Here is a 12,472-nt window from a genome sequence, read left to right on the forward strand (position 1 = left end):
GATTGTTTAATTAATGGAACAATTTCATGCGCTACTGACTGCCTCCTATGGAAGGCATTATTTAGCGCAGCGCTTTGTTAAAGATGAGCGCGGAAATGAATCCCCTACCGGTGAATTAATTCAAGTCAGCACTCCGGCTAAGCAGCATATTGGTGCCGTGGGTGACCGCATGTTGCTAGAGATGACCTCGGTTGATCAAGCGCGAATTATTCGCATCGAACCACGAGAAAATTTGCTCTATCGATCCGATGCTTTTAAAAGCAAACTGATTGCTTCTAATGTCGATCAAATATTAGTCGTGCTAGCTACGCAACCGGCTTTCTCTCCCGATCTATTAGGAAGAGCGGTTGTTGCTGCAGAGACCAATCAAATTGGTTTACATATCTTGCTGAACAAATGTGATCTTAAAGATAACTTGGAGCACGCACGCAAAATCATTGCACCTTATGCGCGTATGGGCTACCCCGTTACTGAGGTTTCCGCGAAGTTTGATGAGGCCTCTATAGAAGCATTGCGCCCCGCCATTTGCGGCAAAGTATCTGTGTTTGTAGGTCAATCTGGCATGGGAAAATCCAGTCTACTCAATGCCTGGGTTCCCAATGCAGCTGCGATTACTCAAGAGTACTCAGTTCGCCTAGATACCGGCAAACACACCACCACCGCTTGCCGCTACTTTGAGCTACCCGAAGCTTGGGGACGTGATGCTAGCGGTAAATTAGGCGCTTTGATTGATTCGCCAGGCTTTCAGGAGTTTGGCTTGGCACACATGTCGGTTAGCGAGCTGGAGCATGCCTTTAGGGAGTTTCATGATCTGCTGGGCAAGTGTCGCTTTCATAACTGTGCGCACCAATCAGAGCCAGATTGCGCAATCCGAGAAGCTGTCGACAAAAATGAAATAGCGCCAGAAAGACTGGCGCTATTTAGGCAATTACGTTCTGACTCAAAAACTGCTGATACGCAAATTCAGGGCATTAGCCAAGCCAAAGAGCGATGGTCAGCATTAGCAATAAAGCCATCCAAGCGATAACTAAGCGCCATACCAAGCCGACGGCGGAACGCATGGTGCGCTCGTTTGGCTCCTGACCCACTTCGTAAAAAACAGGCTCGCCAGCTTCGGCCATACGCAAAGCTTCATCGCTATCTGGCTCACTCATGGGCTCACCCAAGCGAACACCTAAGGCACCACTTCCAGATGCCAAGATCACTGCTGACAGAGAGTCAGACCATTTACCAGTCAGGTGACGCCATGCATACACAGCGCCTTCAAAGTTACCCACAATCGCAAAGCCCATTGCAGTGATGCGTGCAGGCACCCAATCTAATACGTAGAAAAAATGGCGTGCTGCTTCACTTAAATTAAAGTCGCCTTTTTCTGACCAGCGCTGAGCAGCAGTATCAGCTAAGCGATACAACACTACGCCTGCAGGGCCCATGGGCATTAAGAACCAGAACAACACACCAAACACATGGTGATGTGAGCCAATAATGGCACGCTCTAGTGCAAGCGAAATTACTTCAGTTTCAGTGAGTTCAGAAGCATCTAATTCCGGACCATACCACTGCGCCAGTGCTAAGCGAGCTGCTGGCAAATCATGATTTGCAATTGCCTCGTGAACTAATGTGAAGGAATGGCTAAATTGGCGAAAGCCAAAAAATAGATAGGCAATTAATACGTTCCATAGGAATCCCAGAATTGGGAAGGTCACCATGAAGACAACGTAAAGCACAAAGACCAGGAATGTTGGCAGAATGAACGCCACTAAGCAGGCCATGCGAGCACCTACAGGGCTGGCACCCTGTTCAGTCTTGCCACCGAATTCACCGGCAACCCAATCAAGCCAGCGAGCGCTCATGCGCGCGATCCAATGGGTCGAGGTTACCGGGCGATATTGCTCAGCAATGAGGGCGAAGAGAATAGAAAAGAAAGTCATACTTTTAATAAATGATAAAGGTTACGCAACATTCCAGCAGTAGCACCCCAGATAAAACGATTCTCATAGGGCATTGAATAAAATCGACGACTACCCTGATCACTCTCCCAGACTCGCACTTGATGATTTGCTGGATCCATTAAAAAATGTAAAGGTACTTCAAAAACATCCGCCACTTCAAAAGCATCTAAAGCATATTCTGCCTGAGGTTTTACCAAGCCCACAACCGGCGTCACACTATAGCCGGAAACCGTTAAATATTGAGGTAAATGGCCAATGATCTCGACCCCTTGTGGGTCCAAACCGATTTCCTCTGCACTTTCCCGTAAAGCGGTGTGATTGGGATCCATATCACTCGGATCCATCCGTCCACCTGGAAAGCTAATTTGACCTGCATGGTCATGCAAATGATCGGTTCTTTGGGTCAACAATACGGAGAGTCCCTCACTCTTGAGCAGCAAGGGGATTAAGACGGCTGCCCGAGTCACTTTTCCAGCGGCTTGACGCTTGGAAATAATATCTGCAGCGATAACGTGTCGATTCTCATCAGTAATCTCTGGCTGCCAAGCAGGCGGATTCTGAAAGCGATGCTTTAGATTGGATGGTTCCAAATGGCGAGCAATCACTTTGAGCTGATCGCTACAAACCTCATGAATTGGAATTGCTTGCGCATCAAACCCCAGCGGAGCAGCAACATTTAATCTTTGTTCTTGGGGCTTGGGGGTCTTTGGCATGAGTTTATTTTAGGGCAATAAAAAAGGCAGCCTAGGCCGCCTTCTTTTTGGATTAAAGCAAACCTTATTCTGCTACTGTCGCAGCAACTGCCTTGACTTTGCGTGCAGGAAGCTTCTCTTTAATACGTGCAGACTTACCTGAACGATCACGCAAGTAGTACAGCTTCGCGCGACGTACATCACCGCGACGCTTTACTTCAATGCTAGCGATCAATGGTGAGTAAGTTTGGAATGTACGCTCTACACCTTCGCCAGATGAAATCTTGCGAACGATAAAGCTGGAGTTCAGTCCGCGATTGCGCTTAGCAATCACAACGCCTTCAAAGGCCTGGGTACGCTTACGCGTACCTTCAACTACGTTTACGCCAACAACGACTGTGTCGCCAGGAGCGAAAGCAGGAAGTACTTTGTTAACACTTAAGCGAGCAATTTCTTCTTGCTCAATTTTTTCGATCAAATTCATTATTAATCCTTAAACATCTTGTCAGCGTTTAATCCCGAGACTTTCATCAACGGACCAGACAGAGGATGCAGTTAAAACCATTTCACTAAATCAAAACACAAACACTTTATTCAAAACCATAATTACTTACAGCGTTCGAAGAAATTGCTCATCTTCTTTACTTAGCAACCCATTAGCTCTTGCTGATTTAATTAAATCAGGCCTGAGCCTTAGCGTCAGCTCTAAAGACTTCTGCCGACGCCAATCCGCTATTTTAGCGTGATGTCCGCCTAAAAGCACGTCCGGAACCGATAAATTTTCATATATTTCAGGGCGGGTGTAGTGCGGATAGTCCAAAAGACCATTGATAAAGCTGTCCTGGACGGCAGATTCGCCATCACCTAAGGCGCCTGGAATGAGCCGAATAACCGCATCCATCATGGTCATTGCGGGCAATTCCCCGCCAGAAACCACAAAATCACCCATTGAAAGCTGTAAATCGACGTTTCGATCGATAAAACGCTGGTCAACCGCCTCATATCGACCGCAAATAAAGGTGAAATTGCCATGGTTCAAAATATCTGTCGCTATCTTCTGAGAAAAGACCTCTCCCTGAGGGGCGAGGAGGCAAATGGGGCCGGAAGCGACGTTTTGAGACTGGTGTGCCGCTTTAACAGCAGATATCGTATCTTCCAAGGGCTTTGCCATCATGACCATGCCCGGACCACCACCATATGCCCGGTCATCCACAGTCTTACGAGGGTCAGAGCAATAATCCCGAGGATTCCAAAGGTTGATATTGGCAAGGCCTTGTTCGCAGGCGCGTCCAGTAATTCCCCACCGCGTTAAAGCAGGGAACATTTCAGGGAATAAGGTGACTACATCAAAGCGCATATTGGGGATCAATGACTTTTCTAACTACCAAACTACCAGTCGGATTGCCAGTCTAGGGTAATCAGTCTATTGGGCAAGTCAACATTTTGCACCGCTTCTTTTACAAAAGGCACTAACTGTCTTACCGTTTTGGTTTGCGCATCGCCAAGAGCAATGATTCCATGAGCGCCGTTATCGTTGACCTCAATCACCTCACCCAGACTTTCGCCCTGAAGGTTGATGGCCTTACAACCGATTAGATCAACCCAGTAATAACTATCGCTATCCGTCTTAGGAAATACCTCACGCGTAACTAAGATGCGAGCACCTTTTAAGGCCTCCGCCTGATCACGGTCAGAAATACCATCCAAAGCAATCACTACCGTGCCGCTATGCATCTTAGCTTGCTTCACCTGATACAAAGTCAATGAAGCCTGCTCATGAGATGCGGCAACTCCCGCATTCCGACGAGGAATGAGGGATAACCACAATTCTTTGCTAGATAAGAGAGCTACTGGATCGGAAGAATGAGGGCGAACCTTAATCTGACCCTGTAAGCCTTGAGCGTCTTGAACTGCACCGAGCTCAATCAAATCATTTAGGGAAGGTGTATTCATATCGAAGCCACCTCAAATCCCCAAATAACACTACCAATAAATTCTGCTACCAAAGACTTTGTCGCGAAGAGAGAGTCTTTGGAATTGAAGTCTTTAAACCGCAGGATTGTTTTTGATCAAACGAACTACAGTTGGAGAAATCTGCGCACCAACACCAGTCCAATAGGTCAAACGATCTTGAGCAATACGCATTGCTTGCTCTGTCGCTGCTGCCTGTGGATTGAAGTAACCAATACGCTCGATAAAGTTCGAGTCGCGACGATTGCGCTTGTCTGTAGCCACGATGCTATAAAAAGGGCGCTTCTTTGAACCGCCGCGTGCCAGTCGAATGACGACCATACTTATTCCTTAAAATCTAAAATGAAAACAGGTTGATTACAACCCAATGAAATTACTACAAAATCTTGGACTCCAACTAACTGAGCAAATTAACAAAACAAATGCACGGTATAGCGGAAAAGCTCATATTCTAGACGAAAACCCCTACTTGATCCACCTATTTAAGCGAACGTCTTCTTAGCTTCAACAGTAGAATGGTATCCAGTGAATTATAAAATTATCATTAAAAACAATAACTTATAGAAATATTGCCATGAAATTAGCCACTTTTAGACCCTCTAAAGGCCATATAAGGCGTTTTTTTCTCACGCTTTCTTGCCTCGGTTTAGGTTTTTTGACGGCTTGTGCCAACGTCATCCCGCCCTGCACCGCCAAAACTAGCCCTCCGAGCAGTGAGTTTCGTAACACTAAATGGGAGCTCGTTCGTTGGAATCTCGCACCCAACAGCAAAGGTGAAGTGCGCACCCGACAAATTCCCCAAGGTGACAATAGCAACCCCATCCAAATCACTTTTGATGCCAATGGTGAGCGCGTGAGCGGATCAACTGGCTGTAATCGCTTTACTGCACGCATTACCGAAGATGCTAGAGGCTTTACGCTAGATCAAATTGCCACTACAAAGATGGCCTGTGCACCCCAGCGTATGGAATTGGAAAATGATTTCCTCTATGAATTGAATGATTACCGCTCGATTGTGCGCAATGGCGATCAATTACTGATGATTGGCGCGGATCGCGAAGTTTTAAGTTTCATGCAAAAAAATAATTCATCGAAATAAAAAATGGTTCGCCATTGCAATAACCCATCACTGAAAGTCTGAATGAAAAAATACAAACTCCTATTCTGCTCACTTGGATTATTTTTTCCAGGAACCGGCTTGAACTGTTTTTATTTACAAGGATTGAAATCCTTCTGGGGCTGGGCACAACTATTCTCTTTTATCGGCGGAATCGCTGGTTGCTTAATTCTGAAAGAGTCGCACTTTCACTCTGCACCAGGTTGGGTGCTCATCACCCTCGGCTTCATCACCCTTGAAGCCAGTTGGTTGACCACTATCGCTTATGGCTTACGCGCTGATGAAAGGTGGGATGCCCAATTTAATCCAGGCTTAGAACCTAGTAGAGCAACGCAGTCTGGTTGGCCAGTTGTACTGACGGTGATTTTTTCTTTGGTCTTGGGTGCCGGCGTGATGATGACCTTCTTGGCAATTGCATTTGAACAATTTTTCATCTCCCAACTGCAAGAAGCAAAAAAGCTATCCCAGTAATACAGATAGCTTTTTGATCGACAACTGTTAACAGGCAGCGATAGTTATTCCAGTTTTAAAACTGCTCCGCTGTCAGCGCATTAGTGGATTGACCACTCTCTAAGATCGAAGTCGCAAGAGCTTGAGATTGGGGCAATAGATTTTCTGCAAAGAAGCGTGCCGTGGCAATCTTGGCGTCATAGAAATTCGGATCTCCTGCACGCAACTCTTGTGCGGCCAGTAAAGCGCGTGCCATTTGCCATGCGCCAAATACCAAACCACATAAACGCAAGTACGCAAAACTACCTGCATACACTGCCTTGATATCTGTTTTTGCATTAGCCACAATGTAAGCCACTGAAACTTCGAACGCTTCACGCGCGGGGGTTAGCTGCTTCAATACTGCTTTTGCATCTGCGGTGCCACTGCTTGCTAAATCTTTTTCAGTTTGCTGGATTCTGTCCGAGAACAGCTTCGCAGTTGCGCCACCATCACGCACTGTCTTTCTACCAATCAAATCATTTGCCTGAATCGCTGTGGTGCCTTCATAAATAGTCAGGATACGAGCATCACGATAGTGTTGTGCTGCACCCGTCTCTTCGATAAAGCCCATACCGCCATGTACCTGAACACCCAAACTCGCAGCGTCGATCGACATCTCAGTCGAAAAGCCTTTCACAATCGGCACTAGGAATTCATATACCGCTTGATTCTGCTTGCGAGCCACTTCATCTGGCGAGGCATGCTGTGCATCGTAAGCAGCTGCAGCGTAATATGCCAAGGCTCTAGATGCCTCAATGTTGCCACGCATAGTCATTAACATCCGCTTCACGTCTGGCTGATGAATAATGGCTACGGGACCTGGAGAGCCCTCTAGATCACGACTCTGAACACGGTCTTTGGCGTACTGGACTGCTTTTTGATAGGCGCGCTCGGCAACAGCAATGCCCTGCATACCCACTGCAAAGCGGGCCGCGTTCATCATGACGAACATATATTCCAGGCCACGATTTTCTTCACCAACCAAGTAGCCAATTGCGCCACTATGATCACCAAACTGCAAGACTGCAGTTGGGCTGGCCTTAATACCCAGCTTGTGCTCAATCGAGACGCAGTGCACATCATTACGCTCACCTAGTGAGCCATCTGCATTCACCAAGAACTTCGGCACTACGAACAAAGAAATACCCTTCACACCTTCCGGAGCATCTGGCGTTCTAGCTAATACGAGATGGACAATATTTTTTGCCATGTCGTGCTCACCATAGGTGATGTAAATCTTGGTTGCAAAGACTTTGTATGTACCATCAGCATCAGGGACAGCGCGAGAACGCACCATCGATAGATCGGAACCTGCTTGAGGCTCTGTGAGACACATGGATCCAGTCCATTCCCCAGAGATCATCTTAGGTACATAACGCTCTTTTATCTCGGGGCTTGCTGCAGTTAACAAAGCTTCAATCGCGCCATCAGTCAACATGGGGCATAAAGCAAATGACAGACTTGCAGAGTGAACCATCTCAAAGCACGCCGTGGCAATCAGTTTTGGTAAACCTTGACCACCAAATTCTGCAGGGTGCACAACGCCTTGCCAACCTGCTGTAGCAAATTGCTCAAAAGCCTCTTTAAAGCCAGGAGAAGTAGTGACGACACCATCCTTCAATGAGCTAGGATGTTGATCGCTAGGCCAGTTGAGGGGTGCCACAACATCTTGATTAAATTTAGCAGACTCTTCCAAAATCGCTGGCGCTAAATCTACATCAGCGCCGGCCTCAGCATAAGAAGGATAAGAAACAACTTCAGATAGCCCCGCTAGTTCGTTCATCACAAATAGCATTTCTTTTACTGGGGCTACATACGGCATAGGTATTCCTATAGATCAAAGATGGGAGCAGTTAAAGAGATCTCTTAAATGCCTTAGCCAAGTAAGTTAGTTAACTCCGGGACGGCGGTATTGAGATCTGCAACCAAACCATAATCAGCAACACTAAAGATTGGTGCCTCGGGATCTTTATTAATCGCTACGATCACCTTAGAGTCCTTCATGCCGGCTAAATGCTGAATCGCACCAGAAATACCAATGGCAACATACAACTGCGGAGCAACGATCTTGCCGGTCTGACCTACTTGATAGTCGTTTGGAACATAACCTGCATCGACTGCAGCGCGAGATGCGCCTAGTGCTGCACCGAGCTTGTCAGCTAAGGGCGCAATAATTTCTTGATACTTCTCACCAGAGCCTAAACCACGACCACCAGACACAATGATTTTGGCGGCAGTGAGTTCAGGACGGTCTGATTTCGTAAGTTCTCGACCCACAAAGGAGGAACCACCAGAAACCTCTGTAGCAGTTTGCTTTTCTACTGCAGCCGATCCACCGCTTGCAGCAACAGGATCAAATCCAGTGGTGCGAACCGTCATCACTTTGATTGGGTCAGCAGATTGCACGGTAGCAATCGCATTGCCCGCATAAATTGGACGCTCAAAGGTGTCAGGTGAGACAACTTTAGTGACATCCGATAACTGAGCTACATCTAACTTAGCAGCAACGCGTGGCAAGGCATTCTTACCGTTAGCAGTTGCCGGTGCCAGGATATGACTATAACTATTGGCAATAGAGAGAATCTGCGCAGCTAAGGGTTCAGCGAGTTGATCAGCTAAAGATGCAGCATCCACTTGAATTACTTTACGCACCCCAGCGATTTGAGTGGCAGCAGAAACGGCAGCATCAGCACTACTACCAACTATCAACACATCCACCTCAGGGGAGCACTGCAAAGCAGCCGCTACGGCATTGAGCGTAGCAGCCTTTAAGGATTGATTATCGTGTTCAGCAATAACAAGTGCGGCCATTTAAATCACCTTCGCTTCATTTTTAAGTTTATCTACCAAAGCTGCAACATCAGCCACCATCACACCAGCAGAGCGCTTTGGCGGCTCCTCTACTTTAAGAGTTTTGAGGCGTGGAGCAATATCAACACCCAGCTCTTCAGGCTTCACGATTTCTAAAGTTTTCTTTTTGGCTTTCATAATGTTTGGCAAAGTCACATAACGTGGCTCATTCAAACGCAAGTCAGTAGTAATGACTGCAGGCAGCGCAATCGAAATTGTTTCCAAGCCGCCATCTACCTCACGAGTCACACTCGCTTTACCGTCAGCAACGACTACTTTAGAAGCAAAAGTTGCCTGTGGGATATCCATCAAGCTAGCTAACATCTGACCCGTCTGATTACTATCATCATCAATCGCCTGTTTACCCAAGATGATGATCTGAGCCTGTTCTTTTTCAGAAAGCACTTTAAGAATTTTTGCAACGGCTAAAGGCTGTAATTCAGTATCGGTCTCTACCAAGATGGCACGATCTGCGCCAATCGCTAAGGCAGTACGCAGGGTTTCTTGACATTGAGTGGGGCCAGCAGAAACCACCACTATCTCAGTAGCAACACCAGCCTCTTTTAAGCGAACCGCCTCTTCTACCGCAATCTCATCAAATGGATTCATACTCATTTTGACGTTTGCTAGATCAACACCAGAGTTATCTAATTTCACCCGAATTTTGACGTTGTAATCAACAACCCGCTTTACTGCCACTAAGATTTTCATGCTGGATCTCTATTTTTGAGTAACTTTGATATTTTATCCGCCCAACGCTATTTGGGGTTAGACGTCGATTGCTGAAGCCGAGCCCGCCTGCTTGCGAAGTTCAAACTTCTGAATCTTGCCAGTAGAAGTCTTTGGTAGCTCACAGAACACAATGGCTCTTGGCACCTTAAAGCCAGCTAGATGCTGCTTGCAATGCGCAATGATCTCAGCAGGCGTAACTTCTATTCCCGGCTTAATTTCCAGGAAGGCACAAGGCGTCTCTCCCCACTTAGTGTCTGGCTTGGCAACTACTGCAGCAGCCATGACGGCTGGGTGGCGATAAAGAACATCTTCAACTTCCACAGAGGAGATATTTTCACCACCAGAGATGATGATGTCTTTGCTACGGTCTTTCATCTTCACATAGCCGTCGGGGTTCATTACCGCTAAGTCGCCAGAATGAAACCAGCCGCCCTCAAAAGCCTCTTTGCTTGCCTTCTCATTTTTGAGATAACCCTTCATGGCAATGTTGCCCTTGAACATAATCTCGCCCATCGTCTCGCCATCAGCAGGAACGGGCTCGAGGGTTACGGGATCAAGAACGGCAATCGCCTGCTGCAGGTGATATCGAACACCTTGCCGCGCATTGAGGCGAGCCCTCTCACCAATCTCAAGATCATTCCATTCATCCTGTTTGACACACACCGCTGCTGGTCCATAGGTCTCTGTTAATCCATAGACATGCGTAAGATCAAAGCCCAGCTTTTCCATCCCCTCAATAATGGATGCAGGAGGTGCAGCGCCTGCGATTAAGCCTTTTACACCTACAGGTACTCCTTCTTTTAATTCATCAGGGGCATTAACTAATAGGTTATGCATAATTGGAGCAGCGCAGTAATGGGTAACGCCGTGATCTTTAATGGCGGCAAATATATGTTGTGCATCCACGCGACGTAGGCAAACATTAATGCCGGCACGTGCCGCCACCGTCCACGGAAAGCACCAGCCATTGCAATGGAACATCGGGAGCGTCCAGAGATAGGTGGGGTGCTTGCTGATATCCCAGTCTAAAATATTCGAGATCGCATTGATCGCTGCGCCGCGATGGTGATACACCACCCCCTTTGGATTACCAGTAGTGCCTGAGGTGTAGTTCAAACAAATGGCTTGCCATTCATCTGCAGGGACCTGCCAAGCGAATTGAGGATCACCTTCAGACAAGAACTTTTCATAAGTGAGCTTGCCGAGCTTTTCACCAGGAATATCAAACTCTGTTTCCTCGACATCAATCACCAGAAACTGACGACCGCTTTCTTTCTTGGCTATCTCAAGAGCTTTTTTCATCACCCCCGAAAATTCAGGATCTACGATCACGACTTTTGCTTCACCATGATTGAGCATAAAAGCAATTGACTCGGGATCAAGGCGGGTATTTAAAGCATTTAATACCGCACCCGACATTGGAATTCCAAAGTGCGCCTCAACCATGGGCGGCGTATTGGGCAACATCACAGCAACCGTATCACCCAGGCCAATACCCTGTTTTTGCAAGGCACTTGCTAAGCGACGGCAACGCTCATAAGTCTGAGCCCAAGTCTGACGTAGCTTGCCGTGAATCACCGCCAAGCGATTTGGGTAAACTTCGGCGGATCGCTCCAGAAACAATAATGGAGTAATCGGAGTGAAGTTTGCAGAATTACGCTCTAAACCCTGCTCAAAAATATTAGCCATGTGTTCCCTGGATATTGATTTTTTTTATTTCTAGATTTCTGGAATCTGACTGTAATTAAATATCAGCAAGCGCTTTGACATGCGCTACTACGCTACGACCTAAAGCAGAAAGGTTGTAACCCCCCTCTAGGCAGCTGACGATACGGCCCTGAGCGTATTGGCTTGCAACGCCTTTTAACTGCCTAGTAATCCAAGCGTAGTCATCTTCTACCAAACCCATCTGACCCAAGTCATCTTCACGATGAGCATCAAAGCCCGCAGAAATAATGATGAGTTCAGGTTCAAAATCTCGTAGACGCGGTAACCATTGCTCTTCTACTATGGAGCGCACCACATCACCACGCGTAGATGCTGGAAGCGGTACATTCACCATATTGCTTGCTCTATCTAAGCCGCTGTATGGATAAAACGGATGCTGAAAGAAACTGCACATAAGTACATTAGGGTCATTAAAAAATGCGGCTTCAGTACCGTTGCCGTGGTGAACATCAAAATCAATAATGGCCACGCGCTCAATGCCGTATGTCTCCATCGCATATCGCGCTGCTACGGCAACGTTATCAAAAACACAGAATCCCATTGAGCGGGTTGGCTCTGCATGGTGACCTGGAGGTCGAACTGCGCAAAATACGTTTTCCACTTCACCCTTCATTACCGCATCAACACCCGCAATAGCAGCGCCGGCCGCACGTAGCGCAGCACTCCAAGTATGGGGGTTCATAATGGTGTCGCCATCGAGCATAAAGTAACCGCTCGCTGGTGAGCGCTCTTTAACGAAGGCAATATGATCTGGGCTATGAACTAACTCTAGCTGCTCTTCAGTTGCCAAAGGGGCGTCGAGGTGCTGCAGCAAGCGATCAATGCCACTTCGAATTAATTGATCATTGATTGCCTGAATACGCTCCGGGCACTCAGGATGATGGCTACCCATCTCATGTTTTAGAAAATCGGGGTGAGTTATGTATCCTGTTGTCATT

The 12,472-nt window shown here is 47.1% G+C and carries 14 protein-coding genes; 3 read left to right on the forward strand and 11 right to left on the reverse strand.

Going from position 1 to position 12,472, the window contains the following annotated elements; translation table 11 throughout:
* Nucleotides 1-13 precede the first annotated feature (13 nt).
* Nucleotides 14-1,027 (forward strand): ribosome small subunit-dependent GTPase A, encoded by a 1,014-nt coding sequence (gene rsgA, locus C2747_RS07895; protein ID WP_215331032.1) that lies wholly within the window; start codon nucleotides 14-16, stop codon nucleotides 1,025-1,027.
* On the opposite strand, the gene C2747_RS07900 is transcribed toward rsgA, so the two are convergent.
* The 6 genes from C2747_RS07900 to rpsP form a co-directional block, all read right to left on the reverse strand.
* Nucleotides 972-1,931: a CobD/CbiB family protein gene (locus tag C2747_RS07900; protein WP_215331043.1), complete on the reverse strand. Its 960-nt coding sequence runs from the start codon at nucleotides 1,929-1,931 to the stop codon at nucleotides 972-974. The two genes, rsgA and C2747_RS07900, sit on opposite strands and share 56 nt — an antisense overlap.
* Nucleotides 1,928-2,665: a CoA pyrophosphatase gene (locus C2747_RS07905; protein WP_215331045.1), complete on the reverse strand. Its 738-nt coding sequence runs from the start codon at nucleotides 2,663-2,665 to the stop codon at nucleotides 1,928-1,930. The genes C2747_RS07900 and C2747_RS07905 overlap by 4 nt, the downstream gene beginning before the upstream one ends.
* Nucleotides 2,666-2,729: 64 nt before the next feature.
* Entirely contained in the window at nucleotides 2,730-3,128 is a 399-nt protein-coding gene (rplS, locus tag C2747_RS07910; RefSeq protein WP_215331047.1) for a 50S ribosomal protein L19, read from the reverse strand.
* 126 nt (nucleotides 3,129-3,254) lie between these two features.
* Nucleotides 3,255-4,001 (reverse strand): tRNA (guanosine(37)-N1)-methyltransferase TrmD, encoded by a 747-nt coding sequence (trmD, locus tag C2747_RS07915; protein WP_215331049.1) that lies wholly within the window; start codon nucleotides 3,999-4,001, stop codon nucleotides 3,255-3,257.
* 32 nt (nucleotides 4,002-4,033) lie between these two features.
* On the reverse strand, nucleotides 4,034-4,597 hold the full coding sequence (gene rimM / locus C2747_RS07920; RefSeq protein ID WP_215331051.1) for a ribosome maturation factor RimM: 564 nt from the start codon (nucleotides 4,595-4,597) through the stop codon (nucleotides 4,034-4,036).
* 93 nt (nucleotides 4,598-4,690) lie between these two features.
* Nucleotides 4,691-4,936, reverse strand: a complete 246-nt coding sequence (gene rpsP / locus C2747_RS07925; RefSeq protein ID WP_011902362.1) for a 30S ribosomal protein S16 — start codon at nucleotides 4,934-4,936, stop codon at nucleotides 4,691-4,693.
* Between the two features lie 253 nt (nucleotides 4,937-5,189).
* Here rpsP and C2747_RS07930 point away from each other — a divergent pair, with 253 nt between their 5' ends.
* Together C2747_RS07930 and C2747_RS07935 are read left to right on the forward strand one after the other, a co-directional pair.
* On the forward strand, nucleotides 5,190-5,714 hold the full coding sequence (locus C2747_RS07930; protein WP_215331053.1) for an META domain-containing protein: 525 nt from the start codon (nucleotides 5,190-5,192) through the stop codon (nucleotides 5,712-5,714).
* Between the two features lie 42 nt (nucleotides 5,715-5,756).
* On the forward strand, nucleotides 5,757-6,203 hold the full coding sequence (locus C2747_RS07935) for a hypothetical protein (protein ID WP_215331055.1): 447 nt from the start codon (nucleotides 5,757-5,759) through the stop codon (nucleotides 6,201-6,203).
* 55 nt (nucleotides 6,204-6,258) lie between these two features.
* Here the strand turns inward: C2747_RS07935 and C2747_RS07940 are convergent, their stop codons facing one another.
* Genes C2747_RS07940 through C2747_RS07960 form a run of 5 tightly spaced genes read right to left on the reverse strand, consistent with a single transcriptional unit; the run spans nucleotide 6,259 to nucleotide 12,471 of the window.
* Nucleotides 6,259-8,046 carry an acyl-CoA dehydrogenase gene (locus tag C2747_RS07940; protein ID WP_215331057.1) on the reverse strand — a complete coding sequence of 596 codons (1,788 nt, stop codon included), beginning with the start codon at nucleotides 8,044-8,046 and terminating at the stop codon, nucleotides 6,259-6,261.
* Between the two features lie 53 nt (nucleotides 8,047-8,099).
* Complete coding sequence (locus C2747_RS07945) at nucleotides 8,100-9,035, reverse strand: electron transfer flavoprotein subunit alpha/FixB family protein (protein WP_215331059.1); 936 nt, start codon at nucleotides 9,033-9,035, stop codon at nucleotides 8,100-8,102.
* A complete protein-coding gene (locus C2747_RS07950; protein ID WP_215331061.1) occupies nucleotides 9,036-9,785 on the reverse strand; it encodes an electron transfer flavoprotein subunit beta/FixA family protein in 750 nt (249 codons plus the stop codon).
* Nucleotides 9,786-9,842: 57 nt separating this feature from the next.
* Nucleotides 9,843-11,495 (reverse strand): acyl-CoA synthetase, encoded by a 1,653-nt coding sequence (locus C2747_RS07955; RefSeq protein ID WP_215331063.1) that lies wholly within the window; start codon nucleotides 11,493-11,495, stop codon nucleotides 9,843-9,845.
* Nucleotides 11,496-11,550: 55 nt separating this feature from the next.
* On the reverse strand, nucleotides 11,551-12,471 hold the full coding sequence (locus C2747_RS07960) for a histone deacetylase family protein (protein ID WP_215331065.1): 921 nt from the start codon (nucleotides 12,469-12,471) through the stop codon (nucleotides 11,551-11,553).
* Nucleotide 12,472 lies beyond the last annotated feature (1 nt).

The sequence above is a fragment of the Polynucleobacter corsicus genome (assembly GCF_018688255.1).
GTDB classification, from domain to species: Bacteria; Pseudomonadota; Gammaproteobacteria; order Burkholderiales; family Burkholderiaceae; genus Polynucleobacter; species Polynucleobacter corsicus.